The following is a 24,603-nucleotide window of genomic DNA, read 5'->3' as shown; positions in this document are numbered from 1 at the left end:
GTTCGGTGGACAGTTGATACCGCAAGATTGCCGCAAAGTTGCCGCTTCTTCGCCTGGCGTGAGTCAGTAGCGGGCGATTGGCTTTCACTCGGCATCCGTCATCGTCTCGGTTCCCGCCCACGCGACCGCCTTTCTCTTGGGCGAAAGGCGGTCACCGCGCAGGCGGTCGGGTCGGTAACGGATGCCTTGTCCGAGCTCGACTCGCAGGGGGGAGCACTTCGCACATGCCGTATGTCACCACTGCCGCGGTTGTCACCACATTGCCAGCCCATGCCGAAGACGCGGTCGATGGCGACGTGTGCCGGACCTCGGTGTGTGCTGGGAGCGGTGGCATGAAGTCCGGTGGCGTCGACACGGCCAACCACCTCGGTGGAATGGTGCACGGCCCGGCCTTGCAAGCGGGCAGCGTCGACGTGTTTAACATCCAACTGCCGGGCTCAACCGCTGGCGCCGTGAGGGTCCCGCAGCAGCTGCCGCCGGTCACCCGGGCGTTCACTGAACGGCAAGGGGACCGGGAGCGGTTGAGCCTCGTGCTCGCCGAGACCCACGGAGCCGGTGATCAGAGGGGCGAAGGGCTGATGGTGGTCGGCCTGCATGATGCCACCGGCATCGGGAAGTCGACCTTGGCGGTGCGGTGGGTGCTCGACATCGGCGAGCAGTTCCCCGATGGGGTGCTGTATGCCCGCTTCGACATCGGCGGCCCGGGACAGACCCGTGAGTCGGAGTCGGTCCTGGCGGGGTTTCTGCTCGCGCTGGGCGTGGCGCAGCATGCGCTGTTCGCCGATCCGGAGCACCGCGCCGCGTTGTATCGCACGCTGACCGCCCACCGGACCTTGGTGGTGCTGCTCGACGACGTCGACCACGGCTGGCAAGTGACGTCGCTGCGGCCCGGTGGCTCCGCCTGTCTGATGGTGACCACTAACCGCCACCCACTGGGATCGCTGGTCGAGCACGGCGTGCGCGTCCACCACGTAGGACCCCTGGATTCCGAACACAGGCTGGCCTTGTTCCAAGGCATTACCGGCCCCGATCGCGCGTGTTCCGACCTCCTGGCCGCCGCCAGGCCGGTCGAGCTGTGTCACGGGCGTCCGCTGACCATCGCCGCCTTCGCCGCAGCCACGGCGCTCCGCCCCGGTATGCCGTTAGCGGACCTGGTCGACGACCTCAACCGCCCGTTGGACACCTTCGACCGAATGGCGACAACCTCGTGAACCACGCAGTCCGGGCAGACTACGACGGCTTGACCCCGCTCGGCCAAGCTCTCTTCCGGCTGATCGGCACTCAACCGACCAGCCGGTTCTCATTCCGCATGCTGACCGCGCTGCTCCCACCCGCTCCGGAGCACCCGCTTGCGGCCGGGACCAAGGAGGCCGCCGACTACCAACTCGACCTCGACCCGGCGAACTCCCTATCCCGGCGGGACAGCCGCGTGCGGCAGCTGATCGACGAGTTGACCAGGGCCGACTTGCTGGTCGACTACCCGCTCGACACCGCATCCGAGAGTGCCGCCGGCGATCCGACCGGCATGGCCGGGCCGGTGTGGACCATCGAGGCGGTGCCTCACCAGGTCGCCCGTGAACTCGCCGACACGCTCGACCTTCCGGAAGTCCGGGCCGCCGTCGTCGTGCGTGTGGTCGACCAGGTGCTGTGGCCGGCGTTGCGTGCCGCCGACACGCTGGTCACCCCGTACCGGCGCCGGATGCCTTCCCTTGCTCGGCCTGGGGCCCTGGCCGCGATCGGCGAGGTGGCGTTCACCGACCGCGCGCAGGCGCTGACCTGGCTCGACCTGCACATCGACACCATCGCGGCCTACGTCCGTGCCCTGTACACCATGGGGGAGTACCAGCGGGTGCTGCTCCTGGTCGACGCGTTGTGGCCGTTGTGGCTGCACCGCAAGCACTACACGATGCGCTTGGAGCTGGACGCGCTCGCGCTGCGCGCAGCCGGGGAACTGCACGACGAGGCCGCTCAGGCGGAGATGCTCAAGCGGATCGGGCTCGTGCAGATCTCTATGGGTGGGTACGAGGAGGCCCACGAGGCGCTGCGGGCGGCCTTGGCGCTGCGGTTGACGCTGCGCGACCAGTGGGGGCAGGCAGACTGCCGCAACGCCCTGGGTCTCTACCACCGGGCTGTCGGCAACAGTGACTTCGCCGCCACGCAGTTCCGCCTGGCCGCGAACACCTACCGGGTGGTGGGCGCGTTGCGTGAGCAGTGCTTGGCCAACCACAACCTCGGCGCGCTCTACGTGGACACCGGCCAGTACAACCTTGCGCTGGTCCAGTTGCAGCGCACTGTGGAGGAGTTCGCCGCGCTGGCCGAGCCGGACGAGTACAACGCCCTGCGCGTGCGCATCGATCTGGCTCGAGCCCACCTAGGTCTGCGGCACTACCGAGAAGCCCGTGATCTGGCGGTCGAAGCCCTGGGCGGGTTGGCGGCCTTCGCCAATGCCGTGGAGAGCGCGCGGGCTGTTGAGCTGCTGGCCGACATCGCGCGCGCCACCGAGGATTCGTCCTATCGGCAGCGTCTCGCCGAAGCCCTGAGCCTGTACGAATCGGTCAACTCGCCCCACGCCAACCGAATCCGTGACTTGCTGGCCGACGTGACGGCCCAGGACAAGCACTGACCACCAGCTGGACACCATCCCCGACCATTCGGACCCCTGGACGTGCTGTGACCTTGGCCGAAGACGACTTCACCGACTCCGCCCGCCGCCTGTGCACCGCGGTACGCGCAGCCCCGCAGGACGACCTGGAACGCAGCGCCGCTCACGCTCTGTCGCCCGAGCACGGACCCGACTGGCTCGACACCGACCTGACCCAGCTGGTGGCAGCCGGTCTGCTCCAGCAGACCGGCGAGAAGGACACCGCTGCGCTGGACACCTACGCCGCATCGGGCGCGTGGCGCGCGTACATGCTGACTCTCTTCGACCCGGGCTCGATCGCGCTGGTCGCAGGTAACGCCGACGGCGCGCTGCGCGAGCTCGAGACGGCGGAAACGGTGTTCGCCGAGCTGCTCGAGCAGAACGACTGCAACGCCGCACTGATGCTGGCCGCCCGGGGCCGCGCGCTGACCGCGCCGGGCCGGTTCCGCGAGGCGCGTGCCGTGCTGGTGAAGGCGCCGGAGCGGGTGCGGCAAGTCGCGCCGGGCAACCTGACCGAACAGAGCCGCATCGTGAAGGCGCAGGCCGACGTCGCCGCGGCTACCCAGGATCCCACCTGGCCCGCGCTGCTGCGTCAGGCGCTGAATCTGTTCGACCGCGCCCACTCGCCTTATGCGGACCGGATGCGCCGACGCGTGCATGGGACGGCGCTGTTGCCGCTCGGCTCGCCGCCGGGCGCCTCGCCTCCAGCGCCGCGTCCCGACCCGCGCCGACGCGGGGAGGGCGGGTGGTGAGCATGGAGGTGGGCAACGCTGTGGGCGGCCGGGTCGTGGGCCCGGTGGTGCAAGCGGGGGCGATCACCGTGCACGAGCTGCTGCCGGTGTTCGTGCCACCGGTGCCACGCCAACTGCCGCGCCGTCCGGCACTGTGGGTCGACCGGGAGCGCGAGCTGGGCTGCCTGACGGCCGTGCTCGCCGCGGGCGGCGACGGCGAGGGCTCCGGCGAGGTAGTCGTGGTCAGTGGTCTGCCGGGCATGGGCAAGACGGCGTTGACGCTGCGCTGGGCGCACCGACACGCCGAGCTGTTCCCCGACGGGCACCTGCACGCCGACTTCACCGAGCAGGGCCTGACCGCCGCAGTGGTGCTGCGGCGCTGGCTGCGGGCGCTGGGAGTGGCCGAGGCAGGGCTGCCTCCGACCGATGTCGAGCTGGCGGGGCTGTGGCGGTCGATGACCAGCAGCCGCCGGCTGCTGCTGGTGCTGGACGGCGTGACCGACACCGCGCAGGTCCGCGACCTGCTGCCCGCCGCGCCGGGCTGCCTCACGGTTATCACCAGCTGCCGTCGCCTGCCCGGCCTGGCCATCAACGGCGCACGGATGGTGTGGCTGCTCGCGCTGACCGACGAGGACGCGATCGACCTGCTCGCCGCCTACGCCGGTCCCGAGCGCGCCGGCGCCGTGCACGAGCTCCGTGAGTTGGCGGCAGCCTGCCACGGCCACCCGCTGGCGCTGAGCCTGCTGGGCGGACAGCTCGCGGCGCACCCCGAACTCCCCGTCGGCCTGCTGGCCGCCCGCTACCGCGACCGCGATCCCGAGCCCGCGCAGACCTGGACGGCCGCCGTGACCCTCGCCGAGGACGACCTGCCCGCCGCCACCCGCCAGCTGTGGCGGACGTTGCGCGCGCTGCCGGTCCCCGACATCGGCCGCGACACCATCCGCGTCCTGGCCGCCGACCCGGCCGGGGCCGACGCCGCGCTGACGGAGCTGGTCGACCGCAACCTGCTCGCGCAGACCACCCGGGACCACGGCGACGGCGACGTCCGCTTCCACGTGCCCGCGATCCTGCGCGCGACGGGCGGGCCGCCCTACGACGACGTCGAGGTGATCGCGGCGTTGCAGCGGCTGGTCGAGTACGTCGCGATCCTGGCCACGGCCGCGTCGGAGGCGGTCGAGCCGGGCAAGCACGCGGTGTCCCCGCTGCGGGGCCTGTACCGGTTCGCTGGCCGCGCCGCCACGCGCGAGTGGTTCGACCGCGAGCACGCGTGTCTGCTCGCGGTGCAGCGGCTGGCCGTGGACTTGGACCTGGACGACCTGGCCTGGATGCTCGGTGAGGCGCTGTGGGTGCCGTTGCGGTCGGGCGGGCATGTAGCCGACGTCCTGCTCTCCCAGCGCATCGCCGCCGAGGCGGTCGGCCGTCTCGGGGTGCACGCCGACGGGCGTCGGGCGCAGCGCTACGAGTCGACGGCGTGGTCGCGGCACGGGTGGGCACTGCTGCGCCTGGGCCGCCCCGACGAGGCGGCCCCGGTGTGCCTGCGGGCTATGGGGCTGGCCGACGAACGCGGCGACGACGTGGCGCTGGCGACCGCGTTGTCCACGCTCGCGCAGGCCCACATCGCGGCCGCCGACCCTGCTGCGGCGCTGCCGGTGCTGGACCGGGCGATCACGGTGGACCGCCGTCGCGGGGCGCCCTGGTGGGTGATCGGGCTGCGCTGGCGGCACCGGGCCGAGGCCCGCCACGCACTGGGCGACCTCGTCGGTGCCCGCACCGCGGCGCGAATCGCGGTGCACCTGACCCTGCTCAACCCCGTGCCCCGGCCCGTGGAGACGGCCAGGGCGCTGACCGTGCTGGCCGCGATCCTGCTCGACCTCGGCGACCCGGACGGCGCGCGGGCCGAGGCGACCCGGGCGCTGGGCCTGCTCGACCCGCCGACCGACCGGCTCTACCTAGCCGAACTGCACGAGCTGATCGGCCGGGTTGAGACCGCGGCCGGCGCCCACGACGACGCCGCCCGCCACCGCGCCCTGGCCGCCGGGCTGTTCGAGCACGCCGGTCACCCCCAGCGTGCGTCGGGCCTGCGCGCACAGCACGGGCCGGAGCCGGACCGGCAATGACACCCCAGCTACCCCCTCCGACGGGCCGCCCCCTCCTCGCGGGCCCGTCACCAGGTCGACAGGACGTTCCCCCGGACTCCTGTCGACCGCCACCGCGTCCCGGCCTGGTGGGGCGTCCCGGCCGGGACGCGGTGCCGCTTCTCCTGCTCGGCTGAGCCGAACCACAACCACGACGACACCGGACCGCGAGGACTCGCGACATGACCCGCTCCGCACGGCCGATCCGCTACCGCAAGATCACCGGCACCGCACGAAAGAGGATCGGCGACCGGATGAAGAAGCAGTACGAGAAGGGCGCGAGCATCCAGGCACTGGCGGAGTCCGTCGGCCGCTCCTACGTCTTCGTGCGCACCGTGCTCCTCAAGGCCGGCACGACGCTGCGCAGCCACGGCGGTCCGCGCCGCGCCAACCGCACCTGACCCCGGCTGGTCACCCTCACCAGCCCGGACACATCCGCCACCATCGAAAGGGACGCCCAATATGACCACACCGGCCAAAGGCACCCGCGTCACCGGCACCGCACGGAAGGACCTGTCCGCCCGGCTGAAGGAGCAGTACGGAAAGGGCGCGAGCATCCGGACACTGGCGGAGTCGATCGACCGCTCCTACGGGTTCGTGCGCCGGATCCTCCTCGGAGCCGGCGTGCGACTGCGCGGCCGGGGCGGTGCTCGGGAACAGCAGAAGGGCTGACCACACGTGGACGAGCCGCGCCATGCGGTCGCACGGCTGTTGGGGGAACTGCGCACCATCTCCCGCACCACCGTCGGCCGGGGGGACGAGACCGGCCACACGTGGTTCGGCGCGCACCGCGACCACTTGTCGGCCACGCTGCGCGACTCGCTGACCGAGCCGGAGCCGGCGGTCGCGTTGTTCGCCGAGGTGTGGCCGGTGGTGCCCGTCGAGGTGAACGAGGCGTGGGCGCGCGACCTGCTCGACGCCGGCGCGGAACTCGCCGCCGTGCTGCCCACGTCGCTGCTGTTGGCCACCGGCTTCCGCCGGGCCGCGGCGTCCCTGCGCCTGCGAGGCGCGCTGCGCCTGGCCGCCGTCGCCGGAATGCGCGAGTTGGCGATCCACCGCCTGCGCGACGACGACCCGGACACCGCCGCCGCCGCGCTGGGCGACCTGGCCGCCACCTACCGGGCCCAGGGCCGGCTGCACAAAGTCGTCGGATGCGCCGACGAGGCGCTGGAGCTGTACCTGCTGCACGACGACCGGCCCGGCACCGCGGCGGCGCTTGTCCATCTCGGAGCGCTGATGCTCGAGGTCAGCCGGCACGACTCCGCGGTCAAATACCTCTCCCGGGCCGACAAGCTGTTCACCGAACTGGACGATCCCGCCGGACGTGCGGCCTGCCTGCCCGAGCTGGGCCGGGCGCTGTGGCTGTCCGGGAACCGCGCCGAGGCGTACCGGCGGTTCAACCGTGCCATCGGCCTGCTCATCGGCACCGGGGGCGACGCCACCCGGTCCGTACGCGACAGGATCCGCGAACTGGAAGAAGGAGACCGTGCGGCTACGGATGACCCCTCACACCCGGGTGGTGCTGGCGGCGGTACTCGCCAACCACGCACGTGGTGAGGAGACCTACGGCAGCGCTGTCTCCACCGAGCGGGGGATGTATCCCGCCACGGTGATACCGATCCTGCACCGGATCGAAGTACTCGGCTGGCTGACCTCGCGGGTGGAAAGCGACGACGAGTGGCCCGGCGACAGGCCACGCCGCCGCTACTACCGGCCGGTGCCGGGATACGACGCCCGGATCCGGGACGCCCTGGCGGAGGCCGATCGCCGCCGTCCCCTGCCGACCCTGGCACCTCTACCCGCGAAGCGCCGCACGAACCCGGGATGAACCGGCTATCACCGTCGGTGCATCCGACGGATGACGACTCATCAGCTGACGTTACGGAAGGTTCCACGTTGCAGAGCACCACGTCGTCGGGACGGTCGCTCCCGCAATCACCGGGGAAGCGGAAAGTGGGCAGCGCCCAGACGCGCGAGCTGGGCGAGGAACTGCGCCGCCTGCGACAGCGTCGCGGGCACTCGACCGCCGATCTGGCTCGGTACCTGGGCTACTCGGAGGCATGGCTGTCCAAGATCGAATCCGGGACACGCCGCGCGAGTCCATGGGAGATCGACGTGCTGCTCGGCTTCTGTGATGCCGACCTGGCCACCCGCGACCGCATCAACCGGCTCGTCGACGAGCCGGTCACCGGGCATTTCCTCCGTCCCCACCCTGGGCGGGCACCCGACGAGTTGACCGTGTTGGCCGTGCACGAGGCGGTCGCCTCGACGATCACCTGTTACGAACGGTCGGCGGTGCCCGCGCTGGTGCAGACCGAGGGCTACGCCCGTGCGGCGCTGGCGCACTGCCAGGACGTCGAGCAGGCCGTGCGCCGTCGTCTGGAGCGCTGGCAGCGGCTGCGCTTCAGGACGTCGTGCACCGCGCTGTTCTTCGTGCACGAGTCGATGCTGTCGGACGCGAGCGACGATGAGATCCCGCGTGATCAGGCTGCGACGCTGGCGTCCCTGGTGACCGATACGCCCAACGTGCGCGTACGGCTCGTTCCGACGACCACCGACCCGCTACTGCGGCACGACTTCACGGTGATGACCTTCGAGGCCCCCGTCGAGCCCCTGGCCTACAGCCAGACCCAGCACGCGACCGTGTTCGCCGAGGGCGACCACGCACGCGCCTACCGGTCCGCGCTGGACCGCCTGGACCAGGTGGCGCTCGATCCGGACCAGTCCGTGCGGACGTTGTACCGACTGGCGGACACCCGGACCAGGTCACGCCGCCCCGACTGACAACCGAGCCGTGTCGTCCCCGACCCGGCTCCCCGCGTTGCCGAACCCGCCAGAGAAAGGTCCAAATGGACGACGAGGACCGTCATGATCCGGAGAGCGCCCGGCCCGGAACCGCCCGCGACCGGGAACTGGGAAGAGAGGTGCGGCTACTGCGCAGCGCAACGGGCCGACGTGCGGTCGCCGTGGCCGAGAGCCTGGGACGCTCGGCCGGATGGCTGGCCAAACTCGAGGTCGGCAGACGAAGCGCGGACGCCCGCGACGTCGGAGCCCTCGTCGGACAGCTGGGTGCGGACGCAGCGACCCGTGACCGCATCCAACGCATCGTCAACGAGCCCAGGACCGGCAGCTTCCTGCGCCCCAACGACCCGGCCGCGGACTCGCTGACCGCGCTGGCCGTGCACGAGGACCTGGCCGTGGCGATCTCGACGTACGAACCGCTGATCATCCCGAGCCTGCTGCAGACCGAGGACTACGCCCGTGCCATCAGCGGCGACGAACAGGTCGCCAGGATTCGCAGGGAACGCCAGGAGCGTCTGTTGCACCATCCCCGAGGCCCGGTCGTGCACTTCTTCGTCCACGAGGCCGCGGTCCATCAGATGGTCGGCGATCCGCGCGTCATGACCGAACAACTGCTGACGCTGACGATGTGGCATACGGACAACGTCCGCGTGCGGCTCGTGCCCATGAGGACGAACGGCGGCACGCTCGTGCGCCATGGCAGCACGCTGATCACCCTGCGCGAGCCGGAGCCGCCCGTCGTCGTCCAGGAAACCGACACGGTCACCGTCTTCCAGGACGACCCGCAGGCCGTGGCCGTACACGAGCGGAAGTTCCGCGATCTCGCCGCGCGGGCACTGGACGTCAACAATTCGGCCAGGGTCTTCGCCCGGTGGGCCGACACCTACGACCGGTGACCCGCATCGTGACCGGTCCTGCGACGTCACGCAGGACCGGCCGAGCAGAGATGCCGCGTCGCGCCGCTGGTTGTCCGCGTACGACGCCAAGTATTCCCACGACGCAACTGGTTTGGGCATGTCGGTGGCGAAGACTCCGCATACTACGCGCCCAGGCGCCCACGATGTCGATTCCGGTCGCCGGTCGTGCCCAGGAGTATCCGGATTTCAGTCGGGCTTCGTCGTACGGACGTCGTGAGGCGCGAGGTTGTCGCGCAGGCCGCGAAAGGAGGGTGGCTCAGCCTACCTGCGGGAGTCCAGCTGCGGTAGGCGAGTACGGAGCGGACCCAGCGGGCGGTGCGAGCGAGGGCGCCGAACCGGCGGGAGGTGTATTGGCAGCCGCGGTCGGCGTGGAAGATCACTCCGGGTTCGGGGCGGCGGTGTCGCACGGCGTTGTCCAACGCCTGGGCGACCAGGTCGGTGCGCAGATGATCGGCTGTGGCCCAGCCGGCCACGCGGCATGAGGCGATGTCGATGGACGGGCTGTGCGGGGTCTCGAGCGGAGTGAGCCGGGCGGTCAGCGTGGTGAGGGTGCGGTCGGTCCATCCGGTGCCCGTGTGCGGTGCCAGTCGGGAGTAGCTTCAGCCTGCTCTACGCCTTTTGATTTCTCGAGTCTGGTGACGTTGGCGTTGACGTCGCTGATCCGTTGGTCGCCGGTCAGTTCGGCAAGGCCGCCTTCGACGCTGTCGGCCCGTTGTTGCTGATCGGCTGGGCGGAGGTCGGGCCGGAGCTGTTGCGGGCTGTGAACGGGACGGTCGTCGTCCGGGATGATGCGGTGGTCGAGGAGGGCACCTCATGGTGGCGACGATGTCGTATTCGACGCGGCGGCTGCGCTCCTGCATCAGGCTCGGTTGGAGGACGCTCGTCATTAGGAAGCGCACCGGGGTCCGATCTTGGCTGAGACCCTGCGCAGGCGTCTTCGGATTGGGGTACGTCGGCACGGCGTCTGGTCGAGGCGTGCGGTCCGAACGCGCTGGCATGCCGTGATTGGACGAGGGTGGCCATGGACTGACGGGCCGCGCGCGTGAGGAAGACTCGCCCCGCTTACGCGGGGAAGACCACGCGTATCAGGCCGCCCAGCTCCGGGTCCTCGGACCGCCCCCGCTCGCGCGGGGAAGACGAACCGGTCGGTGGCCGCGCCGGAGCCGTTGGTCGGACCATCCCCGCTCGCGCGGGGAAGACCTCGGTGTTGAAGCGGGCGATCCGGGCCAGCGGGGGACTACCCCCCGCTCGCGCGGGGAAGACGTCGAGGTCTCGACCGTGTAGGTGCGGCCGGCCGGACCACCCCCGCTCGCGCGGGGAAGACATCGGCACGAAGGCCACGACGGGCATCGGCGCGAGACCACCCCCGCTCGCGCGGGGAAGACACCACCGCGTCGCATACGCCGAGTCGGCGCTGCGGACCACCCCCGCTCGCGCGGGGAAGACGCCGCCCTCAGGCAGCAGCTGCGGGAGCGGCACGGACCACCCCCGCTCGCGCGGGGAAGACCGGCTCGCCGACCTGAGCGAGGTGTTCGGCGAGGGACCACCCCCGCTCGCGCGGGGAAGACTCGGTCCGGATCACCCGGACCTCGACCACGTCCGGACCACCCCCGCTCGCGCGGGGAAGACGTACCCGAACACCAGCGGCGCACCGTCGCGAACGGACCACCCCCGCTCGCGCGGGGAAGACTGGTGGGCGGTGGACTTCGGCTACCGCAACCCGGGACCACCCCCCCTCGCGCGGGGAAGACCGGGACGGGATCGAGCGTCGCAGGCCGCCCTTGGGACCACCCCCGCTCGCGCGGGGAAGACCGGGACGGGATCGAGCGTCGCAGGCCGCCCTTGGGACCACCCCCGCTCGCGCGGGGAAGACCACGTTCGCCACGCGGTCCGCCAGCGCCAGGTCGGACCACCTCCGCTCGCGCGGGGAAGACTCGGCCAGGGACGTTGGGGCGAACGACTGCGGGGGACCACCCCCGCTCGCGCGGGGAAGACCAGGCCTACGAGCTGTTCGGCAACTCCTCGCAGGGACCACCCCCGCTCGCGCGGGGAAGACGCAACTCCCCCACCGGCTCAGCAACCTTGTCCTGGGACCACCCCCGCTCGCGCGGGGAAGACCGGGTCTTCTCGACGTTCAGGTACGGCCGCCGCGGACCACCCCCGCTCGCGCGGGGAAGACGCTCGGCGTCACGAGCCGCCACCTGCGCGCCGAGGGACCACCCCCGCTCGCGCGGGGAAGACGTGCCCGGGTAGACGATCTCCAGGCCGAGCACCGGACCATCCCCGCTCGCGCGGGGAAGACTCGGCAGCGTCCACCTTGCGCCGCCACTCCCGCGGACCACCCCCGCTCGCGCGGGGAAGACGGTGTACGTACACCGCAACCCCTGCCCGTGGACGGACCACCCCCGCTCGCGCGGGGAAGACGCGAACAGTTGCCGGTACATCCACCGGATCACCGGACCACCCCCGCTCGCGCGGGGAAGACGGAACCGGTCGCTCCCTGCAGGAGATGAAGGACGGACCACCCCCGCTCGCGCGGGGAAGACGGAACCGGTCGCTCCCTGCAGGAGATGAAGGACGGACCAGCCCCGCTCGCGCGGGGAAGACTGGTCCTGGCGCAGCTCGCCGTCCGTGGTCAGCGGACCACCCCCGCTCGCGCGGGGAAGACCACTGCGGCACCGCGCGCATCGGCACCAAGGCGGGACCACCCCCGCTCGCGCGGGGAAGACGCAATCGCCGCCACCCGGTCCAGCGGGTACTCCGGACCACCCCCGCTCGCGCGGGGAAGACGATCCGGCGGCTGAACTCGGCGTAGGTGATGGGGGACCACCCCCGCTCGCGCGGAGAAGACACGCCGGTCAGCTCGGCCAGCTTCTCCACCAGCGGACCACCCCCGCTCGCGCGGGGAAGACACTTCTTGACCAGGCACGATACACGCCGGATGGTCGATTCTCATTCGGTTTGGTCGCATGGGGAAGACTGCTGATTGGCTGTGGTGTATTGACCGACCTGTAGCGACCGCTGGCTACTCTCAGCAGGAGCCTCACGACGGTGCTCCGACCCGACGGCGAGCCTGAGTTTCGCCTGTTGTGGCGACGGGCAGTGGGCCCCCGCCGGGCAGGGGCGGCCGAAGCGACCCAGGGGTCATCGCCCTCCCGTTCGCTGTGTGCGCCGCTGGTCGATCGAACTGGGCGAGCTCGCCGACGACGCCGTGGTGCTGTGGGTGGCCGGTGCGGTGACCTACTCGAGAATGCTGCCTCTGAGCAGTGGCTTCGCTCGATTGCTGCTGTCGGAGCGGACACGGTGGTGGTGAACCTGACGGGCGTATACCCGCTGTGCAGCGAGGCAGCGGTCGCGTTGGTGCTGCTGACGGCCCGATTCAGCGGGCGGGGGCGCGTTCTGCGTCTGGTGCCGTCGTCGGTGGTGCGGCACAAGCTGGCCGTCCGAAAGATTGTAGAGGTCAATCCCGCAGCCCACACCTTCGAACTCGCCACGGCACTGAACAACTACGGCAGCCACCTGCTCCAGGTCGACCGACTCGCCGACGCCCTCGCCGCCGCGGAGGAGTCCGTGACGCTGAAGCATGATGCTCTCCGAGTGCAACCGGGAACTGCAGGCCCGGTTCGCCGTCGAGGAAGCCGTCGACATCCACAGACGCCTGGCCGGAGCGGACCCGGCTGCCCACCTGCCGCGCCTCGCTCAAGCCCTGTACGCCTTGAGCGCGTCGAAATACGACATGCATGACGACATGTCGGAAGTCCTGAACACTCTCTCGGAGAGTATGGTCATCTACCAGCACCTCACCGCCGCCGATCCGGAGACCTTCGCCGACACCGCGCGGGAAGTCAGAGCCACCTTCGCAGAGCTCTTGCCGGAGGCTCAGGGGCTGTAGCCCAACCCGTCGAGGACCTGGTCCATCACCGACTTCCGTCGGCGCAGCGCAGAGAGCGGCCTGGGCGTTGCGGCTGATTCAGCGGGGGAAGACGTGCTGCCCGTCCCGATGGCGTCGAGCACGGGCGGACCACCCCCCGCTCGCGCGAGGAAGACTGAACCGCTTGTAAATCAGCGCTTCGAGCCTCAGGACCATTCCCGCTCGCGCGGGGAAGACCGGCACGAGACCGTGCGCCAGGTCGACCTCCTGGGACCACCCCCGCTCACGCGAGGAAGACGCCGCGATGGACCCGGCCGAGCAGGTCAGGCGGGGACCACCCCCGCTCGCGCGGGGAAGACCACCGGCACGGCCGGGTGCGCGTACGGGTCCTGGGACCACCCCCGCTCGCGCGGGGAAGACCACCGGCACGGCCGGGTGCGCGTACGGGTCCTGGGACCACCCCCGCTCGCGCGGGGAAGACCACCGGCACGGCCGGGTGCGCGTACGGGTCCTGGGACCACCCCCGCTCGCGCGGGGAAGACGAGCACGGAGACGCCGGCTGTCGGGTCGTGGATGGACCACCCCCGCTCGCGCGGGGAAGACGGTGACGACCTTGCCGACGACCCACAGCCAGCCGGACCACCTCCGCTCGCGCGGGGAAGACGTCGACGGCGAAGGACACGACCCGGCGTCCGCCGGACCACCCCCGCTCGCGCGGGGAAGACGGATCGTGGGCCCTGGGCTCGTCGTTTATGGACGGACCACCCCCGCTCGCGCGGGGAAGACCGTCTGGTTCCCGGCGCGGACACGACGTATTCGGGACCACCCCCGCTCGCGCGGGGAAGACCGCCAGATCGGCCTGTGCGCAGCCGCCGACTGGGGACCACCCCCGCTCGCGCGGGGAAGACACTTCCTGACCAGGCACGTTACAGCGGCGGAGTCGTTTCTGGCATCGGTTTGCTCGGGGAACGCACGGGCCGCCGAGTAGCTTAGAGTGGCCGTGTCTCGCTTCGGAGCTGGCGGAGGGTCGCGGTTGGCGGGTCTCGGCGGGTTGTCTGTCGGCGAGGGTGGTCGCGCTGTACCGGTTGAGGTTCAGCGTTGCCGTAGCGGCGTCGGCGGGCTGCTGTGCTCCAGTTTTTGCCGCCGGGTGCGGGAGTGGTGTCGTCGGGTTGCGGGTCGGCGGGGCGGAGCATGAGTTGGACGCCGTCGTAGTCGACGGGGTGCCAGGTGTGGTGGTGGACCTTGAAGTCGAGTCCTTATTCGTTGTCGGCGTGGTGGACCATGATGGCGCGTCCAGTGCGGACCATGTCGATGACCCGTGCCCACATGAGGTCGCGGACGCGTTTGCTGACTTTGCCGACGAGGACGCCGGGGGAGATTTCGAGGAGCCAGCGGGTGAGGTCGCCGCGGAGTCCGGTAGGGCAGGCGGCGACGACGATGACGGTGACAGGTCGTCGTCCTGGTCGTGGTAGTTGGTGCCGCCGGCGACGGCTCGTCCGTTGTCGTCCCAGAGCATGACGACGTTGCGGGATTCGAAGTCGGGATCGTCGAATGCTTCGGGGCCGTACTCGACGAGCCCGTCCTCCTCGCGGAGCAGGGTTTAGATGTCGCGGACGCAGTGTACGGTCATTGTGCCGTCCTGGACGATGCCACGGCGGACGGTAGTAGTGCCCGTGAGCGCTTCAAGGCATTGGGCTTCATACGCTCTCTAACTGCACGGACGAGGTTACAGGCAGGTACACCACCCCCACTCGCGTGGGGAAACCAAGCCCGCCCGGCGAGCCCGCGCGGCCGGGATGGGCCACCCCCGCTTGCGCGGGAAACTTGCGCCACCATCGAGCGCGCCAAGGGACTATCTCCGCTTGTGCGGGGAGAACCCTTCGTAGGGATTGTACCTAACCCCGACCTCGTTCTGTATGCGGTTCGCTCTAGAGTCGGAAAGAGGCGACCACGTCACCGGCCGCCATACGACACCGGTGCCCTACGCAGATGGGATGGTCCTCTATGTCGCTGCAGGTAAAGCGGCCCGTGGTAAGCGCCTGCGTCAGGTGCGTGCCGGCAGGCGATCGCATCCGGACTATCTCGCTCGCGCGGGACACATCGTTTCGGTGCTCGGTGAGCGAGCTGGCGTAGGCCCACTCAATTGGTGGAGAGAACTCACTGTGCAGGTTGTACTCGACCATGCCGACCCATCGCCCTCTTGGGCAGTGGAGTCGGCAAGTACGTCGATCCCACGGGTGGGTGTCCGCTTGTTCTGGTGTCTCGACACCAGGCTCGCCTGGTGTGTGCTCGGGATGTCGGCAGCCGGGTCCTCGTGAGTGCCATCGCCTAACGTCGGGAACCGCAATTTTGCGGGATGTGCCAGCGTTGGTGAACTGTCGGCCATTGCAACTGGCCTGCAGTTCAGTGGACTGCGTCATTCGGGTGACCTTCGAACGCGGATGTAGTCGGGTGGATGCCGGATTGGCGTTTCTGTGCACGATCTGCTTGTATGTCCAGCCTCGGGAGTCGGGGGGGCAATCGAGAAGTAATTGAAGGTGGGTTGTTGTGGGGTCACCTCCCGTGTGGGGTGCCTGGGGGAAGGCGTCCGGGACACGGTTGCCTCATCCGTTGGTCTGTCACATCGTCGACACGGCTGCGGTCGCAGAGCTGTTGATGCCGGTCCTGTTGGGGCCTGGGTGCGTGAGGGAGTTGCGAGCCGCGTTCTCCGCCACTGGCGACCCTGACGGCTGGATCGCGTTGCTGTGCGGTCTGCATGACCTGGGGAAGTACGCGCCGGGGTTCCAGGCTCTTCGTGCCGATGTGGCTGTGGAGCGGCTGCCGGTGGCGGCGGTGGATGTGTTGTATGTGGAGCGGCCGAAGGGGGTGGGGAAGGTGGACACGCCGCACGGGACGGTGACGGCGTTGCACGTGCGGGGGATGTTGCGGCGGTGGGGGATGGAGACGCCGGGGGCGGTGACGGTCGCGGCGGCGTTGGGTGGTCATCACGGTTACTTCCCGGCTGTCGATCAGGTCGAGCAGGCGAGGCGTGAGGTCAACGATCACGGCGGTCGGCGGTGGGCCGGGTGGCGTGACGAGATGGTGGTGGAGGTGGCGCGGGCGCTGGGTTTGGCTGAGCCGGGGTCGTTGCCTTGGGGTGGGGTGCGGGTTGGTGTCGAGGTGGCAGTGTCGTTGGCGGCGTTGACGTCGGTGAGTGACTGGATCGCGTCGGACACGTCGAACTACACCTCGCCGCAGGGTGGGTTCGATCTGAGCGACTATGTGGAGCAGGCACGGGAGCATGCCCGTGAGGCCGTGCGGACGGCCGGGTTGCGGGCTTGGGTCGCTCCTGTCGATACGTCGTTCGGCGTGCTGTTCCCGCACCACGACAAGGTCAGGCCGGTGCAGCGGGCGGCGGAGTCGCTGACGGCTGGCCGGGACGGGTCGACGATGCTGGTGGTCGAGGCGCCGACGGGTGAGGGTAAGACGAATCTGGCGCTGCAGGTGGCTGCCACGCTCGTGCGGGATTTGGAGTTGAGCGGGGTTTACGTCGCGATGCCGACGAAGGCGACGAGTCATCAGTTCCTCGGTGAGGTCGAGGAGTTGTTGGAGCGTTTGGGTGATTCGACGGCGGTGCGGTTGATCCACTCCGAGGCGAGGGAGTTCTTGGAGGAACGTGCGGTCGAGCCGTCCGACGTCGGTCGGGATCACGGTGAGGATTCGGATGTGGCGGCGGGGGAGTGGTTCACCCGCAAGAAGAGCCTGGTGGCACCTCTGGGGGTGGGCACCTTGGATCAGGCCTTGAAGTCGGTGGTGCGGTCGGGGCACTTGTTCGTGCGGTTGACGGCGTTGTCGAGCAAGGTCGTGGTGTTCGACGAGGTGCACGCCTACGACACGCAGATGTCGAAGCTGCTGGATCGGCTGCTGATGTGGCTGGGGCGGTTGGGCGCGTCCGTCGTGCTGATGTCGGCCACCTTGCCGTCGCATCGTCGTCGTGAGTTGGTCGTGGCGTGGCAGTCCGGGTTGCTCGGTGTGGCGCCCTCGGCGGTTCCTGCCGAGGACGGCAGCGCTTCCTACCCGCGGGTCACGATCGCCGGCCGTGAACCGGCCAGGGTGGTGGGGGTCGGTGTGTCGGAGGAGCTGAACGCCGACCGGCGGGTGGTACTGGACAAGGGCATAGCTGACGATGAGGTCGCCGACTGGTTGATCAAGCACGCTGAGGGTGGGCGTGCCGTGGCCGCAGTGCACAACATGAGACCGCGGGCCAAGGCCACCTACGAGGCGGTGCGCGACAAGGTCGAGCACCTGCCCCCGGACCGACGGCCGGAGGTCGTCCTGCTGCACGGGGACATGACCAACGCGGTACGCCGTCGTAAAGAGGCGGATCTGCGGTCGTGGTTCGGCCGTGACGGCAGGCGGCGGCACGCAATCGTGATCGGTACGCAGGTGTTGGAGCAGAGCCTGGACCTGGATTTCGACGCGATGCTGACCGATCTGGCACCGGTCGATCTGTTGATCCAACGCGCCGGCCGTGTCCATCGACACCGGCGCGATGACCGCGGGGAGCTGGTGCTGGGCATCACCGGTGTGACCGACACACCGGAGGGGCCGAAGTTCCCGAAGGGTCTGCACGGCGTGTACCGCTTCCACCTACTGGCCAGGACGTGGGCGTTGCTGCGTGAGCGGTCGATGATCACTTGCCCGGACGACGTGTCCGGTTTGATCGACGCGGTCTACGGACCGGAGGACGCGGTCGAATGTCCGGCCGGGTGGGAGGCGTCGTGGCGGGCGTGGGCGCAGACCTATCGCCGGGCGGTCGACAGGGAGCGGGCTCAGGCCCGTGAGTGGTACGTGCCCATGCCGATGGCGTTGGAGCGGTTGAACGAGATGACCGACATCCCCAAGTACGTGACGAACCTTCGGAGCGGGGGCAGGCGGCGTGGCTGAGCATCCCGAGCCGTTGACCATGGCGGTGTCCGTCGCCTTGCTGAAACGCGATCCGTCCTCCGGTGCGGTGACCACGGTGTCGGGTAACGAGCCGCTCGACCTGGCCGATGATCGACTGTCAACGGCGGTGACGGCGCAGGTGCTCGACGATGCCACGGTGTTGTCGGCGCCCGACGGCGTCCCCGAGGCGGTGGTGCACGCACTGCAGGCGGCCGCGGTGCCGGCGGCGTTCGCGGCGCAGCCGTGGTTGCTGCACCACCGGGCGCTGGTGTTCGAGAACGGACGATGCGTAGTGGGGGATCGGGTGTTGCACTACGACGAGGAGCTCGGTGTGTACACCGATGATGACCTGTGACCGGCGCTCGGTTCGATCTGCTCAGCGAACGTTGGATTCCCGTGCTGGACATGGATGGCTACGCCGATGAGGTCGGTCTGGAGGACGTTCTTCTTCGTGCTCATGACCTGCGGCGGATCACCGGTGACACGCCGCCGATGACTGCGGCTCTGCACCGTGTGGTGTTGGCTCTGCTGCACCGTGCCTATGGGCCGGAAACGGAGCGGGACTGGGGCCTGTTGTGGCGCGACCCGGAGCTGCCCCGCACCCGCCTGCGGAAGTACCTGACGGGCAAGGAGTCGAGGTTCGACCTGTTCGATCCGGTGCGCCCGTTCTTCCAGTGCCCGGCGTTGGCGAAGCTGACGCCGAGCACCCCGTTCAAGCTGGTGCCACACCGGGCGGTGGGCAACAAGGTCACGTTGTTCGACCACACGACGGCGTCGGACCGGGTGACGATGACGCCCGCGGAGGCGGCCCGCTGGTTGGTCACCGCGCAGGCGTTCGACCCCGGTGGGATGAAGACACCGTTCAACAAGGACAAGTCGTCGCAGAAAGCCCCCTGCAACACGATGGGGGTGGTGCTGGTCGAAGGCGCGACGCTGAAGGAAACCCTGCTGCTCAACGCCCTTCGCTACGATCCGGAACTGGAGCGCCCGGACGGCACGTGGCCGGACGACCACCCCGTGTGGGAACAGCCGGAGCCACCGGGCGGCGAGCCGGAGACCTCGCAGGTCTCGCGAGGCTGGACGGATCTGCTGACCTGGCAGTCACGGCGGATCCTTCTGTTCCACCGTCAGGTCGACGACCGGCAGGTGGTGGACGGGGTGGTCGTGACGCCGGGGGACCGGTACGACGGGTCATCGGCCGATGAGGAGAAGATGGCGGCGTTCCGCAAACCGGTCGGGACCAACGGCAAACCGATGAAGGACAAGCCGCTGCTGCCGGTGCGCCTGCACCCGGTGCGCGGCGTGTGGCGGCACAGCGTGGAGCTGCTGCTCACCGACCGGCGCGAGGAGAACAAGTCCCGCCTGCGGCCCAGAACGCTGCACGCGATCCCGGACCGTGTCGTGCACGGCTACATCCCGGCTGACGCGGTCTACACACTACGGGTGTACGGGCAACAATTGGACGACAACAACTCGGTCGTCGAGACCTACCTGGAAGATCACGTGCCGGCGCCGGTGGCGTTGCTGAGGGCCGACGACGAGGTGTTGGGCGCGTTGATCGGCACGGCCATCAGCCTGGCCGACAACGCCGGGGCCGCGCTGCGGCACATGGAACGCGACTACCGCAAAGACAAACGCGCAAAGCCGTCAAGCACCCTCGATCTGGACTACTGGCCCAAGCTGACCGCGCCCTTCGCCACCCTGCTCACCGACCTGGCGACGGCATGGCCCGAAGGCACTGCCTCCACCGCGGCGGTCACGGCATGGTCGAGGCACGTGCGCCGCACCGCGCAACACGCCGCGCAGCGGTGGACCGGTGGTGCCCAGGCCGAGGCGGCCGACCTGCTGCTGATGGCCAAGTACCTCGACCGGTTCCTCACCCGCCTCACCACGCTGATCCGCACCTTCGACCACGAGGTGCGCAACTACATCCCCCGGGAGGAGGAATGACCGAGCCGATGACCGTTCGCGACCGCCGGCAAGCGTTCGTCGACAACCTCTACGCCCGCGAACGCGGCACCCGATCGAAGAATCCCAAGTACGCGGGCGACTGCCGTCAGGCTCTGGCACGGATGCGCCGGATGTTCTCCGGCACCCGGCAGCAGACCGAGGCGTTCGAGTACGTCTTCCCCTACGACCCGCCGCAGGCCGAGCAGGACACCTGGCTGCTGGTGGCAGGGCTGTTCGCACTCAACCCTCAGCCACCGCGCAGCAGGAAGGGCCGCCGCACCTTCGGCGCCTCGATGGGCGAGCTGAAGGCCAAGACCGGCACCGCCGCCGACCGCCGCTTTACCCAGCTACTGGCACGCGACCGCGACGCCCTGTCACACCACCTGCGCCAGACCGTCCGCCTACTCGCGTCCCACGGCATCCCCATCGACCACCACCAGCTGCTCGACGACCTGGTGGTGCTGCTCGGCGAGAACTACCGCGGCGACCACGCCCACCAGATCCGCCTGAACTGGGCTCGCGACTACCACGTCCCGGCCAGGAACGGCCGGTCGACCGAGGCGGTCGCCGACAACGACGACGAAGAACCCGAACCCGGAGACGCATCGTGATCCTCGAACTGCACCTGCTGCAGTCCTTCCCGGTCAGCAACCTCAACCGCGACGACGTCGGCCAGCCCAAGACGGCGACCTTCGGCGGACACACCCGCGCCAGGATCTCGAGCCAGTCGCTCAAGCGCGCCGCGCGGCTGCTGTTCAACTACCACGGCCTGGACGCCGGTGAGACCGGAGTGCGGACCAAGCGTCTGGTCGACAGCACCACCGAGCTGCTCGTGGCACGAGGCCGTGAGGAGAAGGAGTCGCGGGAGATCGTGATGGCTGCGCTGGGCCACCTCGGGTTCGGCGTCGACGTCAACAAAGGGCTGACCCAGTACCTGCTGTTCGTCGGCCGGTCCTCGATCGAGCACCTGGCCGAGTACTGCCTGGCGAACTGGGACACGCTGGCCAAGATCGAGAAGAAGGGCACGAAAGCCAAGCCGGACAAGGCCACCTCCGCGGAGGCCAAGCGCATCCTCGACGGCAGCCGCGCGGTCGACGTGGCGCTGTTCGGGCGGATGATCGCCGACAACAAGGACTTCAACGTCGACGCCGCCTCCCAGGTCGCCCACGCGCTGTCCACCCACGCGGTGGTCAACGAGTTCGACTTCTACACCGCGGTCGACGACCTCAAGGCCACCGAGGACTCCGGCGCGGACATGATCGGCACCGTCGACTTCAACTCCGCCTGCTACTACCGCTACGCCAACGTCGACCTCGCCCAACTCGCCCACAACCTCGGCGACGACGCCGAGCTGGCCGCGCGTGGTGTGCGGGCGTGGCTGCACGCGTTCGTCAACGCCGTGCCCGGCGGCAAGCAGAACTCCACCGCCGCCCGCACCATGCCGGACACCCTGCTCGGCGTCGTGCGTGACACCGGCGCCTGGAACCTCGCCAACGCCTTCCTCAAGCCGGTCACTGACACCGACCTCATGGCCGCCTCCACCGAACGACTCGCCCACCACTTCACCCAGCTGCGCACCTTCTACGGCAGCACCGGCCTGCACACCGTCGCAGGCGCCTCCGTTACCGGCGTGCTGCCCCACCTGCCGGACGAGGAGATCGTCACCGGTATCGATGAGTTCACCGGCCGACTGCTGGCCGCGGCAACGGCATGACCACCGCCTCACTGGCCCTGTGCTTCGACGCCCCACTGCAATCGTGGGGCACCCGATCACGCGGCATCATCCGCGACACCACCCGCGAACCCACCAAATCCGGGGTCGTGGGTCTGCTCGCCGCCGCACTGGGCAAGCACCGCGGAGACGACGAGGCGACAGAGGCGCTCGCGAACCTGCACATGGCGGTCCGGGTCGACCGCGAAGGCATCCTCGAACGCGACTACCACACCACCCAGAACGTGCCCACCACCGAAGGTAAAGGCCACCGCACCGTGGTCAGCGAACGCTACTACCTCGCCGACGCGCTCTTCCTCGTCGTACTCGAGGGCGACCCCGCCCTGCTGCAAGAACTGCATGATCGGGTCGATCGCCCTCACTGGCCACTGTTCTTCGGCCGCCGTGCCTTCGTTCCCGCCCGCCCTCTCCTCACGCGCGAGGCACTGAGTGAACAACCCGCCGCCGACGTGATCGCCACCCACTCGTGGCTGGAAATCGATGTCGACGTGCGCAACACCGAACGCCTGCGCCCAGCCACCGACAGAGCCCCGCTGCGGACCGTCACCGACTGCACCCCCACCACACCCGGCGCCGAACCCCGCCACGACCACCCCGTCAGCATCGCCCAACGAACCTTCCGTACCCGCCACGTCCTGGTAGCCGACACCGACCTGACCGACGAGATGATCCGCACAGGAGAGACCTCGTGTTCCTGACCAAACTGACCGTCAACGTCAGGTCCCGCGAGTTCCGCCGCGACTTCGCCAACATCCACGACCTGCACCGCACCGTCATGTCCGCCTACCCCGACACCGACGGCGACATCCCCGCCCGCCAAGCCCACGGCGTCCTCTGGCGCCTGGACCCCACCCACATCGGCTACACCGCCTACATCCAAAGCCACACAAACCCCACCTGGATCAAACTGCCCCGCGACTACACCACCACCACACCCGAAGTCCGCCCACTGCAACCCGTGCTCGACGCCATCACCCCCGGCCGCAAACTGTCCTTCCGACTCCTCGCCAACGCCACCCAGGACACCCGCCCCATCCCACTCAAAGGCAAAACCCGCCGCGTCGCACACCACCAACCCGACGACCAGATCACCTGGCTCATCCGCAAAGGCGAACAACACGGCTTCGTCATCCCCACCGCCCGCGACGGCCAACCCGACGTCAACCCCTCACCCGTCCCGAGAATGACCGGCCACAAAGACAACACCACCATCACCATCGACCCAGTCCGCTTCGACGGCCACCTCATCATCACCGACCACATCGCCTTCACCCACGCCCTCACCACCGGCATCGGACGCGCCAAAGCCTACGGCTGCGGCCTCCTCACCCTCGCCCCACCACGCAACACATAACCCACCCCCACCGGGGCCGTGAAGATCATGGTGGCAGAGCTGAAGCGTGCCGCAGTCGCGGGATCTTCGCTCGCACGGGAAAGGCCCGGCCGTTATGCAACCGGAACTCTGTATACGGACCACCCCCGCTGGCATGGGGAAGACTCGACCATGCGATCCCCGACGACACGCCACGTGGGATCACCCCCGCTCGCGCGGAGAAGACAAGCCAGCCATGCGCCAGCGCTTCCCCTTCGGCGAACCACCCCCGCTCGCGCGGGGAAGACATGCGCGGCGGCGGCAGTGATCCAGTGGGGACCACCCCCGCTCTCGCGGAAGACCGGCCGCAGGATTGAGGTAGGGCATGGCTTCGGACCACCCCCGCTCGCGCGGGGAAGACTGTGGCTGGACGAGTTGTGGACAGCACGAGAGAGGACCACCCCCGCTCGCGCGGGAAGACGTCGCCGACCGCGGCGAACAGCTTGGTGAGCGCGGACCACCCCCGCTCGCGCGGGGAAGACGGAACCGCTGGTGACGGAGTACACCGGCGACTGCGGACCACCCCCGCTCGCGCAGGGGAGACGAGAAGGAACGCCGGGCCATGAAGCCCGAGAGGATCACCCCCCGCTCGGTCGGGGCTGACCGTGAGGTGCTGTGCTTGCGGGTGGTGGCCGCGGACCACCCCCGCTCGCGCAGAGAAGACGGCACCGTCAAGGAGCTGAACGAGTTCGCCGACGGACCACCCCCGCTCGCGCGGGGAAGACCGCGCGAACAGGCCATTGGGCAGCCACCAGTGGACCACCCCCGCTCGCGCGGAGAAGACGTGTGGACGAAGGCACCAGGCGCGTCCTTGGCGGGACCACCCCCGCTCGCGCGGGGAAGACGACGCCGGTCAGCCGATCGACGCGAGGTACGCCGGACCACCCCCGCTCGCGCAGGGAAGACGCCTCGCTGAGAGCCTTATGGGCCTGATCCACGGGACCACCCCCGCTCGCGCGGGGAAGACGACGACGCCGCCGAGGCCGACCGGGGCCTGCTGGGACCACCCCCGCTCGCGCGGGGAAGACAGGCACGTGGACACCACGTTCGACCTGGAGGCGGGACCACCCCCGCTCGCGCGGGGAACACTTTGGCATCCACTTCCACACGAAGCAGGCCGACGGACCACCCCCGCTCGCGCGGGGAAGACAGCAGGGCGGTGGACGCGAGGGCTAAGCGGATCGGACCACCCCCGCTCGCGCGGGGAAGACACTCCTTGACCAGCCACGATACACGGCGGATGGCCGTTTTTCGTTCAGTTTGGTCGGGTAGGGACGACTGCTGTTCCGCTCTGGCGTGGTGACGCTGTGTCAGCTGTGGTTACCCCCGGAGGGCACAGTGCGCCGATGTCTCGCGTCGTTGTAGTGCATGCGTGCCGCGGCCCAGTGCGCCTTTCCCGTCGGATGACGCGTTCGGGTGTGACGATCACCGGGTGTTCTCCACGCTGTGTCTTACGGCCGGTGCGTGTGGCACACCTCGCTGTAGGTCGTCGGTTCGAGACGAGCGCCTGACTTGGTCGAATCTAG

20 protein-coding genes and 2 CRISPR repeat arrays are annotated in these 24,603 nt (G+C 69.5%); of the genes, 18 read left to right on the top strand and 2 right to left on the bottom strand.

Annotation, left to right across the window (positions count from 1 at the left end; translation table 11 throughout):
* Positions 1-224: 224 nt before the first annotated feature.
* The 10 genes from FHX81_RS02225 to FHX81_RS02180 all read left to right on the top strand — a co-directional run bounded on the left by FHX81_RS02225 (position 225) and on the right by FHX81_RS02180 (position 9,205).
* Positions 225-1,211, top strand: a complete 987-nt coding sequence (locus FHX81_RS02225) for an NB-ARC domain-containing protein (protein ID WP_141974969.1) — start codon at positions 225-227, stop codon at positions 1,209-1,211.
* Between the two features lie 29 nt (positions 1,212-1,240).
* Positions 1,241-2,623, top strand: a complete 1,383-nt coding sequence (locus tag FHX81_RS02220; protein ID WP_141974968.1) for a tetratricopeptide repeat protein — start codon at positions 1,241-1,243, stop codon at positions 2,621-2,623.
* A gap of 47 nt (positions 2,624-2,670) precedes the next feature.
* A complete protein-coding gene (locus FHX81_RS02215; protein ID WP_141974967.1) occupies positions 2,671-3,393 on the top strand; it encodes a hypothetical protein in 723 nt (240 codons plus the stop codon).
* A 2-nt stretch (positions 3,394-3,395) separates the two neighbouring features.
* Positions 3,396-5,489, top strand: a complete 2,094-nt coding sequence (locus FHX81_RS02210) for a tetratricopeptide repeat protein (RefSeq protein WP_246108215.1) — start codon at positions 3,396-3,398, stop codon at positions 5,487-5,489.
* 200 nt (positions 5,490-5,689) lie between these two features.
* Positions 5,690-5,908, top strand: a complete 219-nt coding sequence (locus FHX81_RS02205) for a helix-turn-helix domain-containing protein (protein ID WP_141974965.1) — start codon at positions 5,690-5,692, stop codon at positions 5,906-5,908.
* 61 nt (positions 5,909-5,969) lie between these two features.
* Positions 5,970-6,179, top strand: a complete 210-nt coding sequence (locus tag FHX81_RS02200; protein WP_141974964.1) for a helix-turn-helix domain-containing protein — start codon at positions 5,970-5,972, stop codon at positions 6,177-6,179.
* 6 nt (positions 6,180-6,185) lie between these two features.
* The gene (locus FHX81_RS02195; protein ID WP_141974963.1) at positions 6,186-7,064 is read left to right on the top strand and encodes a tetratricopeptide repeat protein; all 879 of its coding nucleotides are present in this window, start codon (positions 6,186-6,188) and stop codon (positions 7,062-7,064) included.
* A complete protein-coding gene (locus FHX81_RS02190) occupies positions 7,027-7,335 on the top strand; it encodes a PadR family transcriptional regulator (RefSeq protein ID WP_211363351.1) in 309 nt (102 codons plus the stop codon). Before FHX81_RS02195 ends, FHX81_RS02190 begins: the two co-directional genes overlap by 38 nt.
* Complete coding sequence (locus tag FHX81_RS02185) at positions 7,332-8,291, top strand: helix-turn-helix domain-containing protein (RefSeq protein WP_141974962.1); 960 nt, start codon at positions 7,332-7,334, stop codon at positions 8,289-8,291. The genes FHX81_RS02190 and FHX81_RS02185 overlap by 4 nt, the downstream gene beginning before the upstream one ends.
* A 65-nt stretch (positions 8,292-8,356) precedes the next feature.
* A complete protein-coding gene (locus FHX81_RS02180; RefSeq protein WP_141974961.1) occupies positions 8,357-9,205 on the top strand; it encodes a helix-turn-helix domain-containing protein in 849 nt (282 codons plus the stop codon).
* A 143-nt stretch (positions 9,206-9,348) separates the two neighbouring features.
* Here the strand turns inward: FHX81_RS02180 and FHX81_RS42780 are convergent, their stop codons facing one another.
* Entirely contained in the window at positions 9,349-9,714 is a 366-nt protein-coding gene (locus tag FHX81_RS42780; RefSeq protein WP_425473872.1) for a DDE-type integrase/transposase/recombinase, read from the bottom strand.
* 622 nt (positions 9,715-10,336) lie between these two features.
* A CRISPR array of direct repeats spans positions 10,337-12,138; the repeat unit is 28 nt; unit sequence GGACCACCCCCGCTCGCGCGGGGAAGAC.
* A 671-nt stretch (positions 12,139-12,809) separates the two neighbouring features.
* On the opposite strand from FHX81_RS42780, the gene FHX81_RS02170 reads away from it, so the two are divergent.
* Positions 12,810-13,118, top strand: a complete 309-nt coding sequence (locus FHX81_RS02170) for a hypothetical protein (protein ID WP_170231892.1) — start codon at positions 12,810-12,812, stop codon at positions 13,116-13,118.
* Positions 13,119-14,353: 1,235 nt separating this feature from the next.
* On the opposite strand, the gene cas2e is transcribed toward FHX81_RS02170, so the two are convergent.
* Positions 14,354-14,536 (bottom strand): type I-E CRISPR-associated endoribonuclease Cas2e, encoded by a 183-nt coding sequence (gene cas2e, locus FHX81_RS41720; protein WP_246108214.1) that lies wholly within the window; start codon positions 14,534-14,536, stop codon positions 14,354-14,356.
* Between the two features lie 1,108 nt (positions 14,537-15,644).
* Here cas2e and cas3 point away from each other — a divergent pair.
* The 7 genes from cas3 to cas6e are packed head-to-tail and all read left to right on the top strand — an operon-like array spanning position 15,645 to position 23,059.
* Complete coding sequence (gene cas3 / locus FHX81_RS02155; protein WP_342787157.1) at positions 15,645-18,023, top strand: CRISPR-associated helicase Cas3'; 2,379 nt, start codon at positions 15,645-15,647, stop codon at positions 18,021-18,023.
* Complete coding sequence (locus FHX81_RS02150) at positions 18,016-18,378, top strand: hypothetical protein (protein WP_141974959.1); 363 nt, start codon at positions 18,016-18,018, stop codon at positions 18,376-18,378. Before cas3 ends, FHX81_RS02150 begins: the two co-directional genes overlap by 8 nt.
* The gene (gene casA, locus FHX81_RS02145) at positions 18,375-19,973 is read left to right on the top strand and encodes a type I-E CRISPR-associated protein Cse1/CasA (RefSeq protein WP_246107576.1); all 1,599 of its coding nucleotides are present in this window, start codon (positions 18,375-18,377) and stop codon (positions 19,971-19,973) included. Before FHX81_RS02150 ends, casA begins: the two co-directional genes overlap by 4 nt.
* A complete protein-coding gene (gene casB / locus FHX81_RS02140; RefSeq protein WP_141974958.1) occupies positions 19,970-20,584 on the top strand; it encodes a type I-E CRISPR-associated protein Cse2/CasB in 615 nt (204 codons plus the stop codon). Before casA ends, casB begins: the two co-directional genes overlap by 4 nt.
* Entirely contained in the window at positions 20,581-21,687 is a 1,107-nt protein-coding gene (gene cas7e, locus FHX81_RS02135) for a type I-E CRISPR-associated protein Cas7/Cse4/CasC (RefSeq protein ID WP_141974957.1), read from the top strand. Before casB ends, cas7e begins: the two co-directional genes overlap by 4 nt.
* Positions 21,684-22,403 carry a type I-E CRISPR-associated protein Cas5/CasD gene (gene cas5e / locus FHX81_RS02130; protein ID WP_141974956.1) on the top strand — a complete coding sequence of 240 codons (720 nt, stop codon included), beginning with the start codon at positions 21,684-21,686 and terminating at the stop codon, positions 22,401-22,403. Before cas7e ends, cas5e begins: the two co-directional genes overlap by 4 nt.
* The gene (gene cas6e / locus FHX81_RS02125; RefSeq protein ID WP_141974955.1) at positions 22,394-23,059 is read left to right on the top strand and encodes a type I-E CRISPR-associated protein Cas6/Cse3/CasE; all 666 of its coding nucleotides are present in this window, start codon (positions 22,394-22,396) and stop codon (positions 23,057-23,059) included. Before cas5e ends, cas6e begins: the two co-directional genes overlap by 10 nt.
* Positions 23,060-23,712: 653 nt before the next feature.
* Positions 23,713-24,288: a CRISPR direct-repeat array (repeat unit 29 nt; unit sequence GGGACCACCCCCGCTCGCGCGGGGAAGAC).
* Positions 24,289-24,603 lie beyond the last annotated feature (315 nt).

The sequence above is a fragment of the Saccharothrix saharensis genome, assembly GCF_006716745.1.
Classification (GTDB): Bacteria; Actinomycetota; Actinomycetes; order Mycobacteriales; family Pseudonocardiaceae; genus Actinosynnema; species Actinosynnema saharense.
The sequence above is the reverse complement of the archived record's forward strand: the minus strand, read 5'-3'. Positions and strand labels throughout refer to the sequence as shown.